General features: G+C 74.3%; 19 protein-coding genes. 10 read left to right on the top strand and 9 right to left on the bottom strand.

The window, feature by feature from the left end:
- Positions 1-85: 85 nt before the first annotated feature.
- Positions 86-955, bottom strand: coding sequence for a GNAT family N-acetyltransferase (locus tag IEZ07_RS22870; RefSeq protein ID WP_191896600.1), 870 nt, complete (start codon positions 953-955; stop codon positions 86-88).
- 219 nt (positions 956-1,174) lie between these two features.
- A complete protein-coding gene (locus IEZ07_RS22875; protein ID WP_191896601.1) occupies positions 1,175-1,510 on the bottom strand; it encodes a hypothetical protein in 336 nt (111 codons plus the stop codon).
- A 189-nt stretch (positions 1,511-1,699) separates the two neighbouring features.
- Here IEZ07_RS22875 and IEZ07_RS36355 point away from each other — a divergent pair, with 189 nt between their 5' ends.
- The gene (locus tag IEZ07_RS36355; RefSeq protein ID WP_444980676.1) at positions 1,700-1,978 is read left to right on the top strand and encodes a response regulator; all 279 of its coding nucleotides are present in this window, start codon (positions 1,700-1,702) and stop codon (positions 1,976-1,978) included.
- On the opposite strand, the gene IEZ07_RS22890 is transcribed toward IEZ07_RS36355, so the two are convergent.
- Complete coding sequence (locus IEZ07_RS22890; RefSeq protein ID WP_191896602.1) at positions 1,941-2,717, bottom strand: alpha/beta fold hydrolase; 777 nt, start codon at positions 2,715-2,717, stop codon at positions 1,941-1,943. The genes IEZ07_RS36355 and IEZ07_RS22890 overlap by 38 nt on opposite strands.
- 57 nt (positions 2,718-2,774) lie before the next feature.
- On the opposite strand from IEZ07_RS22890, the gene IEZ07_RS22895 reads away from it, so the two are divergent.
- The 4 genes from IEZ07_RS22895 to IEZ07_RS22910 all read left to right on the top strand — a co-directional run bounded on the left by IEZ07_RS22895 (position 2,775) and on the right by IEZ07_RS22910 (position 6,406).
- A complete protein-coding gene (locus IEZ07_RS22895) occupies positions 2,775-3,248 on the top strand; it encodes a MarR family winged helix-turn-helix transcriptional regulator (protein WP_191896603.1) in 474 nt (157 codons plus the stop codon).
- Positions 3,249-3,415: 167 nt separating this feature from the next.
- Positions 3,416-5,254: an ATP-binding protein gene (locus IEZ07_RS22900; RefSeq protein ID WP_191896604.1), complete on the top strand. Its 1,839-nt coding sequence runs from the start codon at positions 3,416-3,418 to the stop codon at positions 5,252-5,254.
- Entirely contained in the window at positions 5,244-5,831 is a 588-nt protein-coding gene (locus IEZ07_RS22905; RefSeq protein ID WP_191896605.1) for a sugar O-acetyltransferase, read from the top strand. Before IEZ07_RS22900 ends, IEZ07_RS22905 begins: the two co-directional genes overlap by 11 nt.
- Positions 5,828-6,406, top strand: coding sequence for a TetR/AcrR family transcriptional regulator (locus IEZ07_RS22910; protein ID WP_191896606.1), 579 nt, complete (start codon positions 5,828-5,830; stop codon positions 6,404-6,406). The genes IEZ07_RS22905 and IEZ07_RS22910 overlap by 4 nt, the downstream gene beginning before the upstream one ends.
- Before the next feature lie 82 nt (positions 6,407-6,488).
- On the opposite strand, the gene IEZ07_RS22915 is transcribed toward IEZ07_RS22910, so the two are convergent.
- From IEZ07_RS22915 to IEZ07_RS22925, 3 genes are all read right to left on the bottom strand, one after another.
- Positions 6,489-7,655, bottom strand: coding sequence for a pilus assembly protein TadG-related protein (locus IEZ07_RS22915; RefSeq protein ID WP_191896607.1), 1,167 nt, complete (start codon positions 7,653-7,655; stop codon positions 6,489-6,491).
- A gap of 203 nt (positions 7,656-7,858) precedes the next feature.
- Entirely contained in the window at positions 7,859-9,043 is a 1,185-nt protein-coding gene (locus IEZ07_RS22920) for an amidohydrolase family protein (protein ID WP_204054573.1), read from the bottom strand.
- A 128-nt stretch (positions 9,044-9,171) separates the two neighbouring features.
- The gene (locus tag IEZ07_RS22925) at positions 9,172-9,909 is read right to left on the bottom strand and encodes an SDR family NAD(P)-dependent oxidoreductase (RefSeq protein ID WP_191896608.1); all 738 of its coding nucleotides are present in this window, start codon (positions 9,907-9,909) and stop codon (positions 9,172-9,174) included.
- Positions 9,910-10,000: 91 nt separating this feature from the next.
- Between IEZ07_RS22925 and IEZ07_RS22930 the strand changes: the two genes are divergently transcribed.
- Both IEZ07_RS22930 and IEZ07_RS22935 read left to right on the top strand, forming a co-directional pair.
- Positions 10,001-10,612, top strand: coding sequence for a TetR/AcrR family transcriptional regulator (locus IEZ07_RS22930; protein ID WP_191896609.1), 612 nt, complete (start codon positions 10,001-10,003; stop codon positions 10,610-10,612).
- Positions 10,613-10,844: 232 nt separating this feature from the next.
- Positions 10,845-11,324: a DNA-binding protein gene (locus IEZ07_RS22935; RefSeq protein ID WP_191896610.1), complete on the top strand. Its 480-nt coding sequence runs from the start codon at positions 10,845-10,847 to the stop codon at positions 11,322-11,324.
- 20 nt (positions 11,325-11,344) lie between these two features.
- On the opposite strand, the gene IEZ07_RS22940 is transcribed toward IEZ07_RS22935, so the two are convergent.
- The 3 genes from IEZ07_RS22940 to IEZ07_RS22950 all read right to left on the bottom strand — a co-directional run bounded on the left by IEZ07_RS22940 (position 11,345) and on the right by IEZ07_RS22950 (position 14,278).
- Positions 11,345-12,064, bottom strand: a complete 720-nt coding sequence (locus tag IEZ07_RS22940) for a response regulator (protein WP_191896715.1) — start codon at positions 12,062-12,064, stop codon at positions 11,345-11,347.
- Positions 12,065-12,120: 56 nt separating this feature from the next.
- The gene (locus tag IEZ07_RS22945; RefSeq protein ID WP_204054572.1) at positions 12,121-13,323 is read right to left on the bottom strand and encodes a sensor histidine kinase; all 1,203 of its coding nucleotides are present in this window, start codon (positions 13,321-13,323) and stop codon (positions 12,121-12,123) included.
- A 136-nt stretch (positions 13,324-13,459) separates the two neighbouring features.
- Positions 13,460-14,278 carry a DUF305 domain-containing protein gene (locus IEZ07_RS22950; RefSeq protein ID WP_191896611.1) on the bottom strand — a complete coding sequence of 273 codons (819 nt, stop codon included), beginning with the start codon at positions 14,276-14,278 and terminating at the stop codon, positions 13,460-13,462.
- 482 nt (positions 14,279-14,760) lie between these two features.
- Here IEZ07_RS22950 and IEZ07_RS22955 point away from each other — a divergent pair, with 482 nt between their 5' ends.
- Genes IEZ07_RS22955 through IEZ07_RS22960 form a run of 3 tightly spaced genes read left to right on the top strand, consistent with a single transcriptional unit; the run spans position 14,761 to position 18,194 of the window.
- Complete coding sequence (locus IEZ07_RS22955) at positions 14,761-16,467, top strand: ABC transporter ATP-binding protein (protein WP_191896612.1); 1,707 nt, start codon at positions 14,761-14,763, stop codon at positions 16,465-16,467.
- Complete coding sequence (locus tag IEZ07_RS35880) at positions 16,464-16,589, top strand: hypothetical protein (protein ID WP_275413857.1); 126 nt, start codon at positions 16,464-16,466, stop codon at positions 16,587-16,589. The genes IEZ07_RS22955 and IEZ07_RS35880 overlap by 4 nt, the downstream gene beginning before the upstream one ends.
- Positions 16,590-18,194: an ATP-binding cassette domain-containing protein gene (locus tag IEZ07_RS22960; protein WP_204054571.1), complete on the top strand. Its 1,605-nt coding sequence runs from the start codon at positions 16,590-16,592 to the stop codon at positions 18,192-18,194.
- Positions 18,195-18,222 lie beyond the last annotated feature (28 nt).

The raw sequence follows: 18,222 nt of genomic DNA on the forward strand, positions 1-18,222 counted from the left end.
CACGGCCACCGCACGGCCACGTCGATCATGCAGGCGGTCAACCGGGGCGCCGCGGAGGACGCGGTCCGGCCTGGCGTCGCGAGCCTCAGGAGGCGTCGCGGTACAGGTCCCGCCTCTCGGGCAGCGGATCGAGGCCGGCCGACCGGTAGGTGGCGACGGCACCGGCGTTGGAACTCGGGCAGCAGACGACCACACTGGACGAACCCGACCCCTGGAGCGCATGCGCCGCGGCGACCGTGACCGCCCGGCCGTAACCGTGACCGCGGTGTGCCGGGTGCACCCCCATCGGCTCGATCAGCCCCGGTCTGCCCTCACCCGCCGACCACACCGACACGGCCGCCACCGCCTCTCCCTGCTCGTCGCGGACGAGCAGGCAGCGCGCGCCGGCGTACGGCGCGCCAGCCGCCATCGCGTGCCAGCGCTCGCCGGTGAACGTCGACCCCTCGAACGACGCCCGCACGACCGCGGCCCACTCGTGCGCCCGCTCCGGCCCGATCACCTCGACGCGGACGCCGGGATCCGGCACAGGCGCGCCGAGGTCACGCCGGAGCGGCGTCCACGGCTCGCCGCTCTTCCAGCCGTGCTCGGACAGCAGGTCCTGGACCACCGCGCCCGTCGGCGCCTCGACGTACGCCTCGCCCCCGGGCAGCACGCCGCGCTCAGGCGCCGACACGTCCTCGGCCACCCGCCGCGCCAGCTCCTCGTCCCGCAGCGCCTCCGGTGCGAACGCCAGCCGCAGCAGCTCCGCACCGTCCAGCAGCCCGACCGCCAGGACCTCCCCGGCCCGGCTCCAGGTCCGTACGGCTTCCGCCGTCCGCTCCGCGCCGAACCGCCAGAACCACCCCACATCCCCCGGATGCAGTTGCAGGGGCTCCCCGTCGCACTGCCACTCCCCCATCACCCGCACCACGTAGCCGAGCCCGTCGACCCCCGGCCTGCCCATCTCGATCGCCATCCCCCAATCACACACCACCCCTCCGCCCCTCCGCACCGGGATTTCCCGCCGGTGATCAGCGGCCGGCGCACCGGACCGGAGGCCGTGCGCCGGCGTGCAGACGTCCACCGGCCTGGTCCGCTGCCGACCGGCGACGTCACCGCATCAGCGCTCCTGCCCGAGCCGTCGGACGCCCCCCGCCGCCGGCTGCGGCAGAGCCGCCGATCTCCGGCCGGAGGGTCAGCCGGAGAACCTCTCCGCACGGTCCCGAGCCCACCGCGCGGCCTCGGCCGCCTGGTCGCCGGTGAACGGCGCGCCGGGCATCCGGCTCAGCCGCTCCACCTGCTCGGCGAAGCGCAGGTGCTCGCGGTGGGCGTGTTCCCGGCAGGGGAGGCAGGTGACGCTCTCCGGACGGGGCGAGGTCATCGCATAGGGCACCTGGAGTCCGCAGCCGGTGGTGACCGTACTCGGCGCGTCGGGCACGAGTCCCAGCGACGACACGATCGCGTTGCGGAAGGCGGCACCGGCCTGCACCGCTTTCTGCTCGACGTGAATGTGCGGATCGGTCTCGCTCATCTGCGGCACCTCCGTCCGGGTCGTCCCGGGATCAGGCTAACCGGTGTCCCCGATGAAGACCGGCCGGGCCGGTGCTCGTCGCGGTCCACGGTTCCGCCGGTTCCGCCGGGCATCGCGCGGTACCCGGCGGGCGACCGGCTCCTCCTCGACCTGGGCCTGTGCGGGCTGGCCGCAGCGTGGATGCTCGGCATGTTCACCCTGCGTCCCGCCTGGTGGGAGCGCCCACGGCTCATGGGGGTGTTCTTCACCGGACTGCTGGTGATCACAGCCGTCCTGGTGGTGAGGGATCCCGCGTTCGGGCTGTTCACCCCCGCGCCCTACATCGCCGTACGGCTCGCCCGGGAGCTCCGGCCCGACGTGATCCTGATGGACCTGCGCATGCCCGGCATGGACGGGCTGACCGCCGTCACCGAACTGGCCAGGCTCGGCGTCACAGGGTGCGCAGGAAGCCTTCGAGGATCTCGTTGAAGAGTTCCGGGTGCTCCATGTTGGGATAGTGGGCGGCCCCGTCGACGGAGACCGCGCGGCCGTCGGCGACGGTGCGGACGAGACGTTCCGCCATGCCGATGTGGTCGGGCGAGTCGGCGGCGCCGTTGACGGCCAGCACGGGGACGCCGATCCCGGCGGCGCGTTCCCAGGTCTCCCGTACGGGGACGAGCAGGTCGGGCTCACCGGCGGCGTGCTTGGACATGGTGCCCCGGGTCATCCGGCGCAGGCGGCCGACGACCCCGGGATCGAGGTCGTCGAGGGTGCGGTGCGGGCCTGCGGCGAAGAGCGTGAACGCCTCGACGGAGGCGTCCAGGTCACCGGCGGCCATCGCCGCGTGCCACCTGGCCCGGACCCGGGTGGTCCAGGGATCGGTGAAGTACGGCTCGCTGGTGCCGGCGCCGCTGACGACCACGGCGCCGACCAGTTCGGGGTGCTCCAGCGCGGTGTCGACCGCGGTGGACGCCCCCATGGAGACTCCGACCAGGACCGCGGGACCGGCCTCCAGATGGCGCAGCAGGGCGGCGAGGTCGTCGGTGAGCCGGTACGGCTCGGCGGCGTTGGCGGACCGGCCGTGGCCGCGGGCGTCGGGCGCGATGACGCGGTGGCGCCGGGCGAGGGCCGGAATCTGGTCGTCCCACATGCCGTGGTCGAGGAAGCCGCCGTGCAGCAGGACGAGAGGGCGGCCGGTACCGGTGTCGAGCCAGAACAGATCCTTCATGACACCCAAGTTGTCATCTTTGGCGAAAGATGACAACTTCGGTGTCATCATGGTGGGGTGAGCGAAGCAGACCGCGGCCCGGCCTCCGCAGAGTCGGCGGACCGGCTCATCGAGGTGTTCGACCTGGTGGGACCGCTGTACCGGCGCGCCCATCGCAAGGTCGAGCAGGACGCGCCCATCGAGGGGCTGTCGGTCGGGGTGCGGGCCGTGCTCAACCTGCTCCGCGAGCACGGCCCGATGACCGTCCCCCAGATGGGCCGGGCCCAGGCGCTGAGCCGCCAGTTCGTGCAGCGCATGATCAACGACGCGGCCGCGCGGCACCTGGTCGAGTCCGTGCCCAATCCGGCGCACAGGAGGTCCTCGCTCATCCGCCTGACCGGGGAGGGCCGGGCCGCCATCACCGCGGTGATCGAGCGCGAGCGCGCGGTGCTGCGCCGGATCGGCGGCGACCTGACCGACGCCGAGATCACCGCGTGCGTCCGCGTGCTCTCGCGTCTCCTCCGGCTCCTCGACGACGTCGAGGTGGACTGACGGTCCTCCCGCGGGAAGACCCCGGTGGCCGGGCCCGGTGCGCCGGGTCGCGGCCGGCCCGGGCCACGGCCGCCCGCCCGAGCGCGGCCGTCCGCTCACTCCCGGTCCGATCGGGAGGTGGCTGCGGCGGCTCTGCGGGTACGGGCCACGGGAAAGGGGGTTCTGCGGTGGCGGGCACGCAGCGGGACGCGGCGCTGGTGGCGCTGTTCGACGAGATCACGACCCTGGCGCAGGCCAGCGACGACTTCGAGGCGGCCGCCCACGCGACGCTGGGTTCGGTCTGCGAGCTGATCGGCTGGCCGCTGGGGCATCTGTGGGTGCCGGCCGACCTGGGTGACGACTTCGTCTCGGCCGACATCTGGGCCGGCTCGATCGAGGACTTCCCGGCGCTGCGCGAGGTGACGCTGCGCACCCTCTTCTCCCCGGGGACCGGCACCATCGGCCAGGTGGTGACCACCGGCAAACCGGTCTGGTCGCGTGACGTCACCGCCGATCCGCTGTTCTTCCGCGCCCAGCAGGAGCGCGACCTCAGGGTTCGGGCCGCGTTCGCGTTCCCGGTCGTGGCCGCCGACGGGGTGGCGGCGGTGCTGGAGTTCTTCTCCGAGCAGGCGGCCGAGCGCGACGAGCCGCTGCTGCGGATGCTGACCGCCCTCGGCCACCAACTGGGCCGGGTGATCGACCGCCAGCGGGTCCACCAGCTGGTCGAAGGCAACCGGCACCGCCTGCGGCAGCTCATCGAGACCTCCATGGAGGCGTTCATCTCCATGGACGCCTCCGGGCGGATCACCGAATGGAACGCCGTGGCCGAGCGCATGTTCGACCGGCCCCGCCAGGAGGCGCTGGGCCGGTTGCTGCACGAGACGATCGTGCCGCCCCGCTACCGCAAGGCGGAGGAGGCCGGCCGGGCCCGGTTCCTGTCCACCGGGCGGTCGAACGTCCTGGGGCGGCGTCTGGAGCTGGCCGGATGGCGGCCCGACGGCAGCGAGTTCCCCATCGAGATCGTCGTGTGGGCCACCCGCGAGGACGGCGAGTGGGCCTTCCACTCGTTCGTGCACGACATCACCGACCGGCGCCGTGCCGAGCGCGCCCTGCGGGAGGCCTACGAGGCCGAGCAGGCCACGGTGGCGCGCCTGAAGGAGCTGGACGCGGCCAAGGACGCCTTCATCGCCACCGTCTCCCACGAGCTGCGCACCCCGCTGACCTCTCTGATCGGCTATCTGGAGGTCATGGCCGACGCCGACGCCGGAGTGGTGGAGGCCTCGCCGCCGGGCCGCAGGATGCTGGACGCCATGATCCGCAACGCCGCCCGGCTGCAGGACCTGGTCGAGGATCTGCTGGCGATCAACAGCATCAACCCCGACCGCCTGGAGGTCGACGCGGCTCCGGTGCCGGTCGGCGAGATCGTCGAGGAGGCGGTGCGCGTCACCGCCGCCGCGGCCCGCGACAGCGGCCACGGCTTCCAGGTACGGCTGGACGCCGGGGCCGGGCACGTCCCCGGCGACCGGGACCTGCTGGTGCGAGCGGTCGGCGCGCTGCTGTCGAACGCGGTCAAATACTCGGCCACCGGCACGCCGATCACCGTGCACGCCTCCGCCGCCGGGCAGCAGGTGGCGATCGCGGTCACCGACACCGGGGCCGGCATCGACGCCGACGAGCTGCCGCACGTGTTCGAGCGCTTCTACCGCACCCGGTACGCCCACGAGCACGCCATCCAGGGTGTCGGGCTGGGGCTGACCATCGCCGAGGCGATCGCCGAGGCGCACGGCGGCACCGTCACCGCCGTCAGCACCCCGGGCGAGGGCTCGACCTTCACGCTCAACCTGCCCGTCCCGGCGCCCGGCCCGGACCGCGGCCGGCCAGGGGGCCCCGGTGGCCGGCGGACGGCCGGCGGGGTCGGCGGCCGCACCGGCCGAGCGGGCCGCGCCGTACCCGCACCTGATCCTGCACGGGACGGTCATACGTACACGCGTACATTCGATGTGTACACTCGTACGCATGACATCTGATGGAGACGACCGCTCGATGCGCGAGCGCATGCTCGCCGGTGACCCGTACATCGCCGACGACCCGGAGCTGGCCGAGCACAGCCTGCGGGCCATGGACCTGATGGACGCGTTCAACACGACCTCGGCCCGCGATCCGCAGGAGCGGCGCCGGCTGCTCACCGAGCTGCTCGGCTCGCTCGGCGAGGGCACGGAGATCCGGCCGCCGCTGCGGGTCGACTACGGCGGCCACATCCGCATCGGCGCCCGGTCGTTCGCCAACTTCGGTCTCGTCGCTCTGGACGTCGCGCCGATCACCATCGGCGACGACGTGCAGATCGGCACGAACGTCCAGCTGCTCACCCCGACGCACCCGGTCGATCCGGAACCCCGCCGGGCCAAGTGGGAGGCCGCCGCACCGATCACCATCGGCGACAACGTGTGGCTGGGCAGCGGGTCGATCGTCCTGGCCGGGGTCACGATCGGGGAGAACACCGTCGTCGGCGCCGGCGCCGTGGTCACCCGCGACCTGCCGGCGAACGTCGTGGCGGTGGGCAACCCCGCCCGTGTGATCCGCACGATCGAGCCCGGCACGGCATGAGCGACCCCGCCTCCCCCCCGCGGCCGTCCGTCCCCCGGCGGCCCCGGCGGCACGACCCCGGACGGCGGGACCGGCTGATCGACGCCGCCCTGACCGTCATCGCCGAGCGCGGCGCCGCCGCGACGACGCACCGGGAGATCGCCCGCGTCGCCGATGTCCCGCTGGGGTCGACGACCTACCACTTCAGCTCCCTGGAGGAGGTCCTGGCCGAGGCGTTCACCCGGCACGCCGAGTCGGTGGCCCGCGTCTTCGACGAACGGCTGAGCGCCGCCCGGGACCGCGACGCGGCGGTCGAAGCCGTCGTCGCACTGGTCTCGGACGCCCTGCTCGGGTCGGAGCGCGACCTCGTCCTGGCCGTGGAGCTGTACGCGGCGGCGGCGCGCAACCCCGCCCTGAGAGCCGTCACCCAGGCCTGGATGGCGCGCAGCCGCCGGGCGCTGGAACGCCACTTCGACGCCGCGACCGCCCGGGGACTCGACGCGCTCATCGAAGGGCTCGTGCTGCACAGCGCCCTGTCGACCGATCCGATGACACCCGGGCAGATCCGCCACGCCATCCACCGGTACCTGCGCTGACAATCCCGCCCCTGCTCCGCCTGCACCTCCGTGACCGGAAGGCCGGTGCCCTCCGCCGGCGGAGCACCGCGGCGGCACGTCGTCAGCCGATCAGCGTCACGATGACCGCGCCCAGGTCCGGGCCGCCGATCACGCCCTTCGCCGGGATCAGCGCCCGGGTGAAGTACCCGTACAGGCACTTGTCGGAGCCGTCGCAGTGCTGCGCGCCGGTCAGTTTCGACGGCTCGGAGGCACCGGGCAGCGCGTAGCCGGTCACCACGAACGGAGCGAAGCCCTCGATCGTGTACGTGGTGTGCTGGCCGGTTCCGGCGACGCCGCGGAAGATCGGCAGGTAGGTGACCGTCCCGTCGGCGCGCAGCCGGGGCAGGAGCGACCGGCACGCCTGGGACGCCGACACGCCCGGATCCCCGCCGTAGGTGCCGTCGGTCTCCACCAGGACCGAGCAGTCGTCGTCGGCGTCGTCCAGCCAGCCGAACCCGCCCGGGGTGTCGCCGCCGGAGCCGCGGGTGGTGCAGTGCCCCGGTGAGGTGGTGTGCAGGCGCAGCACCGTCTCGGCCGCGGCGGGCGCGGCCTGCGGCGGGGCGGGGGCGAACGCGGTGCCGCCCGCGGTGGCGTCGTTCCACTCGCACAGTGAGACGGTCACGCCCAGGCCCCGGGTCCGCAGCGGCGGCCCCCAGGCGGCGCGCGCGCACGCCCGCACCCGGGTCCCGGCGTAGTCGCCGCGCCCCAGCAGCGTCCGGGCGAAGACCGGCGGCAGCAGCGTCCGGCCGTCCGGCGTCCGCGACAGCGTGCGCACCTCGGCGTAGGTCGCGGTGACCGGCGCGTCGCCGAGGCAGGCCGTCAGGTTGGCGGCCGGCGGCGGGCAGCCGGGCAGTTCCCCCCGCCCGGTCCGCCCGCACACCGTCTCGACCGCCGAGACGCCGTCCTTGGCGTTGGCGTCGGCGTACCGCTGCGCGACGGCGTGCGGTGACGGCCCGCACCGGCCGCCGTCGCGCGCGCACTGCTCGGCGACCGCCATGGCGGCCGCGTCCGCACCGCTCAGCAGTTCCTCCCGCTCCAGGTACAGCCGGCCCACGTCGATGGTGAGCGCGGCCATCGCCAGCAGCACCCCGCCGGCGAGCAGCACGCACAGCAGGACGGCGACGCCGCCGCCGTCATCCCCGCGACGCGGGCGGACCGGCGGATTCGGGCGCACCCGCACGACGCCGGACACCCGTCCGGGCCGCCGCGCCGAACGCCTCGTTCCCATTCCCGCCTCCGATGCCTTTACGTGACAACGCGATCACGCTAAGCCGGAGTGAGGTGCGGAGCGGTTGCGGGACGGTTGCCCGCCGGGTGCGGCCGCAGGCGGTGCCCGGCGGCTCTTCAAGAAAACCCGTTCCGGATGGAACGCTCGCTCTCGCCGGAATGACCGTCCTGTTCGCCACGGGGCGGCGCCGGGGAGCGATCCGTTCAGCCGGTCGGCGGCCGGCCGGCGAGATAGACGGCGAGGGGCCGGCCCAGCGCGGCGATGTCACGGGTCGGGTCGCCGTCGACCACCAGGAGATCCGCGTCGTGGCCGGTCCGTATGCGGCCCTTGCGGTCTCCCACGCCGCAGGCGCCGGCGGCGGCCGAGGTCGCCGCGGCCAGCGCGGACGTCTCCGGCAGGCCGGACCTGACGTACTCGCCGAGGGTGGCGGGCAGCAGCCCGTGCGGCTTGGCGGGACCGATGCCCCCGTCCGAACCGGCCACCAGGCGCACTCCGCCCCGGTGCAGGCGGGCGACGGCCTCCTGCAGGACGGCCTCGGTGATGCCTGCGCGCTCGGCCATCGCCACGACCTGCGGCGGCACCACCACGCCCGGGTCCGACCCCAGGGTCGCGCAGACGGCGACCCGCGACCCGGCGAGCGCGGCGAGCAGCGCGTCGTCGAGCCGGACGCCGGCGGGGGTGAGGCAGGTGCAGTGCTCGATGCCGTCGACACCCGCGTCCAGCGCCTGCCGTACCGCCGCGAGCGCGTGGGCGTGCGCGGTGATCGGCAGCCCGAGCGCGTGCGCCTCGGCGACCGCCGCCCTCAGCTCGTCGTCGGTGAACTGCGGGCTCATCGTGTCGGTGCCCGGTGTCAGCACGCCGCCGCTCGCCATGATCTTCACGATGTCGGCGCCGCGCTCGGCCCGTAGCCGTACGGCTTCGCGCAGCCCGTCCGCGCCTCGCGCCTCGCCTCCCATCGACCCGCAGTGCCCGCCCACGCTGGTGATCGGCGCACCGGACGCCACGACGGCCGGCAGACCCGGTCCGCCCCTCGACCGCCAGGCCGGTACGGCGTCGCGGTGGTCGCCCAGATCACGCACGGTGGTGACGCCCGTGGCCAGGTGGGCTCGCAGGGACGCCTCGATGATGGCGTCCGTCTGCTCTTCCGTGCGCCCGCCGAGCCGGTCGAGCGCGCCCGGGCCTCCGTCGGCGCACAGGTGCACGTGTGCGTCGATCAGACCGGGCAGCAGGGTGCCGCCCGGCAGGTCCCGCACCGGCCACCCGTCGGGTACGGCCGGACCCGGCTCCACGCCGGCGATGCGGCCGTCCTTCACCAGCACCACGGAGATCCCGTCGAGCAGCCGCTCCCCGTCGAAGACCCTCGCCACCCGAATCGCCAGAGAAGTCACCGGATCACAGTAGGACAGGAGCGATGACGCCGTCTCCCGGAGCGGCGGCGGCTCTGCGGCCGGGCACCGTTCCGGGAGCGGTGGGGCCCCTGCCGGCCCCGGCCCCTCCCGGCCGCCGCGGGCGTCGGTCAGATGGCCGTCCGGCCGCCGTCGACGGTGATGGTGGCACCGTGCACGAAGGCCGCGCCCGGTCCGGCGAGATAGACGGCGGCGCTTGCGATCTCCTCCGGCACGGCCGGGCGCCCGGCGGGGAATCCGCTGGTGAACTCGTCCAGCCCGGCGCCCATGGGCGTGGTGCCGGGGGTGCGGGTCGGGCCGGGGGCGATCGCGTTGACGTTGACGCCGGACGGCCCGAACTCCGCCGCCCACGACTTGGTCAGCAGTTCGAGCGCGGCCTTGGAGGCGCCGTACAACCCCATGTTGTCGGTGCCGAGGTGGGCGGCGATCGAGGTGATGTTGATGATCCGGCCGCGGCCCTGCGCCGCCATGAGCGGGGCGAGCGCGGCGGTCAGGAAGTAGGGGGCCCGCACGTTGAGGTTCATGGTGGCCTCGAACGTCGCCTCGTCGGTCTGCGCGGTGCCGCGCACCGGGTAGACGCCCGCGTTGTTGACGAGCACGTCGACCGGGCCGTGCGCCTTCGCCGCCTCGACGAGCGCGGCGACCCCGCCGGACGCACCGAGGTCCGCGATGACCGGTGAGGCGGTACCGCCGGACGCGGCGATGCCGGCGACGACCTCGGCGGCGCGTGCCGCGTCGCGCCCGGCGACGAGCACGTGTGCGCCTTCGCGGCCGAACGCCTCGGCGATGGCGCGGCCGATGCCGGAGGTCGCTCCGGTGACGAGGGCGCGGGAACCGGTGAGTTGCATGAGGGGCCTCATTCCGAGCAATAACTGGACTGTCCGGTCCACCCTAATCACAATTGGACTGCACGGTCCAATCAGTTGGTAGGATCGGAACGTGCCGGAGGAACCCAGGACCGAGCGCGGACGGCGCACCAGAGAGCGCATCGTGGCCGCCGCCGCGGGCCTCGTCGAGCGCCAGGGGGTCGAGGCCACCAGCCTCGACCAGGTCCTGGCCGAGGCCAGGGCCAGCAAGAGCCAGCTGTACCACTACTTCGCCGACAAGCAGGCGCTGGTCCGCGCGATCATCGCCTGGCAGACCACGACGATCGTGGACGGCATCGCGGAGCACCTGGCCGCGATCGACTCCTGGACGGGCCTGGACGCCTGGTTCGACGCGCTCGTCGCCCACCAGCAGGCCCTGGACTGCCGCATCGGCTGCCCGATCGGATCACTCGCCGCCGAACTCGCCGACACGGACGAGCCCGCCCGCCAGGACCTCGCCCGCTCGTTCGACGCCTGGGCCGCACAGCTGCGCACGGTGCTCGACCGGCTGCGCGACCGCGGCCTGATCCGGGCGGACGCCGACACGGCGACGCTGGCCCAGGCCACCCTCGCCGCGATCCAGGGCGGCCTCCTGCTCGCCAAGACGACCCGCGACCCGCAACGGCTGCGCGCCGCCCTCACCGCCGCCGGCGGCTACCTGCGCTCCCTCGCGCCGCCGCCCTGACGTCCCGGCACTCCGGGACCACGGACCGCGACGGCCGGTTCACCCGCGCCTCTCCGCAGGAATCCCGAGGTCCGTCCGCCCCGGCGGAGAAGCGGGCCCCACCCCGGGCGGGACGTACCGACGCCGGGTCCGGCCCGCGCGGACGGAGGCGCCCGCGGACACTCCCAAGAATTGAACGAATCGTTCAAAACAAATAGTTGACAACCATTCGTGTTCTGATCATCCTGGTCGCATGTCGTCGATTCCCCAGCAGCCCGCAGATCCCTTCACTCCCCCGCCCGCAGATCCCTTCACTCCCCCGCCCGCGGGACAGGCGCGAGCACACCGCGAGTACGCGTCGCTCCTGCGCATCACCGAACGGCACGCGGCCACCGACGCGCAGCGCCGGCGGCAGGTCCATCCCTCGGTCCTCGGGCCGCACGAGGCCGTCAGGATCGTGTCGTTCCTGCTCAGCGGGGCGGCGTTGCCGGACGACGGTGAGCCGGAGGTGGATCGGGCCGACATCGTCGCCGCCCTGACCCTCGTCCTCCAGGCCCGTGCGGAGGCGGACGATCTGGAGGCCGGGCTCATCCGGATGGCGCGGGGCCGCGGCATGACGTGGCAGGAGATCGCCTTCGGCCTCGGACTCGGCACCCCGCAGGCCGCCAGGCAGCGCTACGAACGGCTGGCCGGACGGACGACCGCCTCCGGATCACCGGACGACCGCTCCTGAGGAGCGCCGGGCCGGACCGGTTACCGGCGGCCGTCCTGACCGGCGACGAGCCCGCCCTCGTAGGCGGCGATGACGAGCTGGGCCCGGTCCCGGGCCTGCAGCTTGGCCAGGAGGCGGCCGATGTGGGTCTTGACCGTGCCGACGGTGAGGTGCAGGTGCTCGGCGATCTCGGAGTTGGACATGCCCCTGCCGACGAGGGCGAGCACCTCGCGCTCGCGCTGGGTGACGTCGCCGAGGTCCCGTACGGCCGGGGCGGGGCGGGGGCCCTGCAGGAACTCGGTGATGAGCCGGCGGGTCACGGTGGGCGCGAGCAGCGCCTCACCGGAGGCGACGATGCGGATGGCGGCCAGCAGCTCGGTCGCGGCGGCGCTCTTGAGCAGGAAGCCGCTCGCCCCGGCCTGCAGCGACGCGTACACGTATTCGTCCAGGTCGAACGTGGTCAGGATCAGTACGCGCGCGCCGGCGCTGACGGGGTCGGCGCAGATGCGCCGGGTCGCCTCGATGCCGTCCATGTCCGGCATGCGCACGTCCATGAGGACGACGTCGGGCCGGTGCCGGCGGGCCAGGAACACGGCTTCGGCACCGGTGCCGGCCTCGCCCACGACGGCCAGCCCCGGGGTGGCGTCGATGAGGAGTTTGAAACTGTCGCGGATCAGCACCTGGTCCTCGGCGAGCAGGACCCGGACGGGCCGGGGCGGGTCGTGCGGGGCGACGTCGGTGCTCAGGTCCTCGATGCTCATGCCGTCCGTGCTCATGCCGTCCGTGCTCATGCCGTCCGTGCTCATGTCCTCGGTGCTCATGCCTGGGTTCCGTCCGGGTCGTAGGGCAGCCGGGCCGCCACGCGGAAGCCTCCTTCGGGCCGGGGCCCCGCCTCGAACGCGCCTCCGTACATCTTGGCGCGCTCGCGCATACCGATCAGACCGTGGCCGCCGTGGTCCGCGCGCGGCGGACGGCCGTGGCGGGGGCCGTCGTCGACGACCTCGATCACGGCCTCCCGCCCGTCGACGTCGACGTCGACCGTGCAGCGGGTGGGCCCCACGTGGGTGACGACGTTGGTCAGGGCCTGCTGCACGATCCGGTACACCGACACCGCGACCGCGGCGGGCAGCGCGGTCTCCCCTCGGACGGTCAGCTCCACCTCGATCCCGGCCGAGCGGGCGTGGGCGGCCAGCTCGGGCAGGTCCCCCATGCCGGGGACGGGCATGGGGGCCTGGTGGGGATCGCCGTCGGCGCGCAGCAGGTCGAGCACCCGGTGGATCTCGGCCAGTGTGCTGCGGCTGGTCTGCTCGATGACGGCCAGCGCGGCGCGGGCCTCCTGCGGGCGGGCCTCGGCGACGTGGTTGGCGACGGTGGCCTTGACAGTGATCAGGCTCATGCTGTGGCCGATGATGTCGTGCAGTTCCCGGGCGATGCGCCTGCGCTCGTCGGTCACCGCGGTGTCGGCGAGGTGGCGGACGAGGCGGGCGGTCGTGTTCCGCTTCCAGCGGACGACCGTTCCGACGGCCCACGCGACGGTCAGCAGCACACCGGTCGTACCGATCTCGATCGGCCAGGCCGGCCGTATCTCACTGGGGGTCGCCGCGGGTTCGAGGCCGGGGAACACCTGCGCGTAGAAGACCAGGATCGCGGTCACCGCGGCGGACAGGCAGGCCGCCAGAGCCACCGCCGACCATGCGATCGGGGCGGTGGCGGCCACCAGGTACAGCACGAGCACGGTCGGCGCGAAAGTCAGCCAGATCGCACCCACCGCGACGGCGCCGGCCATGGTCGCCACCGCGGCCGTGGCGCACGCGAGAGCGAGCGCGGCCCGCGGCCGGCGCCGCCGGACGGCGATCGGGAAGCTCACGACCGCCGCCGCCGGCCAGGCCGACCAGGCGGGCCACGGCGACGACGGCCCCGGCGGATCGACGAAGGCGTACCTGATGATCAGCGCCATGGCGACCGCCACCACCGCGTCGGTGACGCCCTTCCCATCGAGCCGCCGCCCAGTCCATTGCATGAACAGGACGGTATCGCCTTACCGATCATGCGGCATCCGCCCACGGTAGGACAACCGGGTCCGTCCGGGGTCATACCGCCGGGCGGAGGTTCCGACCCCGGTCGGATGTGCCGGACCGGATCACCGGCCCGGCGCGCTAGTGTCCGTCGCGTCCGTCGCGTCCGTCGCGTCCGTCGCGTCCGTCGCGTCCGTCGCGTCCGTCTGGGCGCCCGGACAGCCAGGTCCGCAGGTCGGCGACCTGCGCCTGCTGGGCGACGATGCCCGTGGCCGACGCCACCCGCAGCTCGGGGTGGACGGCGCGGGCCTCCGGCTCCAGGAACTCCATGATGCCCCAGAGGTGGTGCGGGATCATCATCCGTGCGAACTCGACGTCGAACCGCCTGCCTGCGGAGACCTCCCGCAGTTCCGCGACCATCATCGCCAGTTCCTCGTCCAGGTCCTCGATCTCCCGGCGGGCCTCTCGGGGGAGCCGCTGCACGGCCTGCCGCGGAGTGAGCCCGTACCAGTCGCGCAGCCAGCGGGTGAACTGCCCGATCTGGAAGCCCTGGAAGGCGATGATGTTCTCGGAGTGGGTGCGGAGCTGCGGGTCGACGCCGCGCTGGAGATGCAGCCGGGACATCTCGACCCCGGCGCGGTGGTGCGGGATCATCTGCGCGAAGAACGCGATCTCCAGCAGATCGCCCTCCAGCTTGGCCAGGGTCTCCCCGAAGTCGTAGGCCCTCGGCGGGGTGGGATACGGCTGGAGGTCGGAGTCGTGGTCGTGGTGGCCCCGGGGCGCCGCGACGCGGGACACGGCCGGCGCGGCCGGCGCGGCGGCGACGTTCGGAGCGTTCCACGTGACCGCGACGGAGCTGCCGGGCGAGGTGCTCCAGGCGATCGTGACGGGAACGACGATCGCCCCGACGGCGACGGCCGTGGCGACGGCGATGTTTCGGCGGAGAGCGGTCAGGCGCATGCTGCGGGCACCTCTTCTGGGTCGGCTGAACGGGTCGGCTGAACGGGCCGTCCGGACGGGCGGCCGGATCGCCGGGTCCCCCGGATCACGTACACGGCGACCGGCCGGTCGCCGCCGTTGACCGGCGTCCCCGCAGGCGTCCCTCCCATCCGCCCGCTGGGCGGGCGGGTGCCGCACCGTCACGCGTGATCGTCGTGTAACCGCGCCGCGCGCTCAAGCGCGACACGGGGCCGCGCGGGCGGGTGGCGGAACCCTGACGTGATCACGACCGAGGGCGGGCGGGACGGACCAGGAGGACGTAAAACGCAGGGCCGCGGATGACCCCGGCGGCTGCGCGCCCGGATAACCGGTTGCCCCCCGCGCGAGCCGCCTGTTCTACTCGCCATCGGCGGTTCCGCCCGCCGGCTACCGAGGAGGATCGATGAGGCGCACGTCCATGTCCATCCGGAACACTCCGACCCTGTGCGCAAAGGACATGACGTTTGGTCACCTCATCGACCGCATCGACCTCGGGGAGGGCCTCCGCTAGGCGCCTCCTCCGTCCCCTTCTTCCGGGGCCCGGCCCGGCCGCGCTCCTGGCCCTGGCCGTCACGGCCGCCACGGCCCTGCCGCTCGCGGCGCCGCAACTCACCCGCCGGTTCGTCGACGACGCGGCCGCCGGCGCCGGCGCCGGCCGGCTCACCCTCATCGCGCTGGGTTACCTCGGCCTGGCCGTCGCCGGGCAGGCCGCCCGGCTGGTCACCGCCTGGCTGGCCGGCAAGGTGGCCTGGGAGGGGACCGACCGGCTGCGCGAACGGCTGGCCGAGCACGTGCTCGGCCTGGACGCGGCCTTCCACGGCGGGCACACGCCCGGTGAGCTGATCGAACGCGTGGACGGCGACGTGGCCGCCGTCGCCGGGTTCGTCGTGGCGTTCCTGCTGGACGTGGTGGTCGGCGTGCTGCTGCTGTGCGGGGTGGTCGTGACGGTCTTCACCGTCGACCCGGACCTCGGCGCGGTGCTGCTGGCCTTCTGCATGCTGACCGGCCTCGGCACGGTCCGCGCGCAGCGCCTGGCCGTACCCTCCGCCACTCGTGCGCAGGCGGCCAGGGCGGCCCTTCTCGGCCATCTGGAGGAGCGGCTGGCCGGAGCCGAGGACCTGCGCGCCAACGGCGCCGGCGAGCACGCCCTCCGCCGGTTCCATCAGCTCAGCGCCGCGCTGTGGCGGGCCGAGCGGCGCTCGGACGCGGTGGGCAGCGGCATCCTGGCCGGTACGGGCGCGGCGTTCGCGGCGGGCACCGCGCTCATGCTCGCCCTGTCGGGCACGCTCAGCACCGGCACCGCGGTGCTGCTGCTGCAGTACACGCTCATGGTCCGCACGCCGTTCGAGCGGCTGATCGACCAGCTGCGCCGTTACCAGACGGCCGTCGCCGGCCTGGCGCGCATCGGCGGTCTGCTGGCCGAACGGCCCGCGCTGCGGGTGCCCGCCGCCCCCCGGCCCCTGCCCGCCGCCGGACCGCTCGGCCTGGAACTGGACGCCGTCGGTTTCGCCTACGACGGCGAACCCGTGCTCAGGGACGTCACCCTGCGCCTCGCGCCGGGTGAGACGCTCGGCCTGGTGGGCCGCACCGGCGGCGGCAAGACCACCGTCGCCCGCCTGGTGGCACGCCTGTACGACCCGGCGGCGGGCGCCGTCCGGGTCGGCGGGGTGGACCTGCGCGAGGCCGATCCGGCCTCGGTCCGCGCCAGGGTCTGCATGGTCACCCAGGACGTCCACCTGTTCACCGCGAGCGTCCGCGACAACCTCACCCTGTTCCGGTCGCACCCCGGCGACGACCGCCTGCGGGCGGCGCTGGCCGAGGCGGGGCTCCCCGGCTGGGACCTGGACGCCCCGCTCGGCGCGGTCTCGGCGGGGCAGGCACAGCTGCTGGCGTTCGCACGGGCCCTCCTCGCCGACCCCGGGCTGGTGATCCTGGACGAGCCCTCCAGCCGCCTCGACCCGGCCGCCGAACGCGGCCTGCAGCGCGCCATGACGCGGCTGCTGACCGGCAGGACCGGGGTGGTCATCGCGCACCGGCTCGCCTCGCTGTCCCACGTCGACAAGATCGCCGTCGTGTCCGACGGTGAGATCGCCGAGTACGGCGCGCGCCGGGACCTGCTGGCCGACTCCGGCAGCCGGTTCTCCCGCATGCTCGCGGAGGCGCGCCGATGAGCCCCGTCACGGCGACGGCCCTCGCGCTGATCCGCTTCGATCTGCGCCGCTACCTGGTCGGCGGCCTGCTGTGGATGCCGGCCAGCGTCCTGCCGCTCGGCGGCGGCCTGGTCCTGCAGTAGGTGTTCGACCACCTGGCCGCCGACCGGGTGCCGCTGCTGCTTTGCGCGGCCTTCGCCGGGATCGAGCTGGTCCGCGGCCTGACGATCGTCGTCGCCTGGACCTACGGCGACTACTGGTGGAGCGCCGCCGCGGCCCTGCTCCGGGGCAACGTGCTGCGCTCGGTCCTGATCGGCGGAGGGCGGGCGCCCCGGTCCTCCGGCGAGGCGCTGGCCCGGCTGCGCGATGACGTGAGCACCGTGGTGGAGTTCGTGGACGAGAGCGTGCCGCTGGCCGGCGCCGCGCTCTTCGGCGTCGCGGCCCTGGCGATCATGTCGTCCGTCGACCCGGTCGTCACACTCGTCCTGGTCCTGCCGACGGTCGCGGTCGGGCTGATCGGCCGGCTGATGAACCGGCGGATCGGGAGACTGCACCGGCGGGCCGCCGTACTGGGCGCGGCCGTCACCGGCCACCTGGGCGAGATCTTCACCGGCGTGCAGACGATCAAGACCGCCGGAGCCGAGGAGGCGGCGCTGGAGCGCCTGCGCCGGCACAACCGGCTGCGCCGCGAGGCGGCGGTCAGGGACCGGCTCGCGACCGACCTGCTGGGCACCGCGACCGGCGCGAGCATCGAGGTCGGCATCGGCCTGCTCCTGCTGCTGGCCGCCCCGGCCATGCGCCGCGGCGACTTCACCGTGGGCGACCTGGCACTGTTCACCGCCTACGCAGGCTGGCTCACCGCGCTGCCGCGGACCATCGGCTCGATCCTGGCGCGCATGCCCCAGGCGGCCGTCTCCGCCCGGCGGCTCACCGAGCTCATGGGCCCGGGAGAGGACCTGTCGCGCGACGGCGGCGTCCGGCTCCACCGGGACCACCCGGCCGCGCTCCCCCCGGCTCGCCACGACCCGCTGCGGGTGCTGCGGGCCCGGGGCCTGACCACCGCCCGCGGCCTGCACGGGGTGGACCTGGAGATCGAACGGGGATCGTTCACGGTGGTCACCGGCGCGGTCGGCGCGGGCAAGACGACGCTGGTGCGCGCCCTGCTGGGGCTGGAACCGCTGACGGCCGGGACGATCTGCTGGAACGGCGCGCCGGTCACCGATCCGGGCGCCTTCATGGTGCCCGGCCGCGTCGCCTACGCCGGGCAGGTTCCGCGGCTGTTCTCGGCCTCGCTGCGGGAGAACCTGCTGCTCGGACGGTCCGCCGAAGGGCTGGAGCGGGCGGTGCGGCTGGCGGCGTTCGACCGCGACCTGGCGCGGATGCCGGGCGGGCTGGACGCGGTCGTCGGTTCCCGGGGCGTACGCCTGTCGGGCGGCCAGGCGCAGCGGGCGACCGCCGCGCGGGCGCTGGTCCGCTCGCCGGACCTGCTCGTGGTCGACGACCTGTCCTCGGCGCTGGACGTGGAGACCGAGCGGCTGCTGTGGGAGCGGATCAGCGGCGTCACCACGCTGCTGGTCGTCTCCCACCGGCCCGCCGTGCTGGAGCGGGCCGACCGGGTCGTCGTCCTGGACCGGGGCCGGGTGGCGGGCTGCGGGCCGTTGGCCGAGCTGCTGGAGACCTGCCCGGAGATGCGGCGGCTGTGGTCGCTCGGCCCGCTGGACGAGCCGGGATCGTCGGCGGTGCCGTGACCGGTGACGGCCCGTGGACGGGCCCCGC

The organism is Planomonospora parontospora, from assembly GCA_014647935.1.
GTDB classification, from domain to species: domain Bacteria; phylum Actinomycetota; class Actinomycetes; order Streptosporangiales; family Streptosporangiaceae; genus Planomonospora; species Planomonospora parontospora.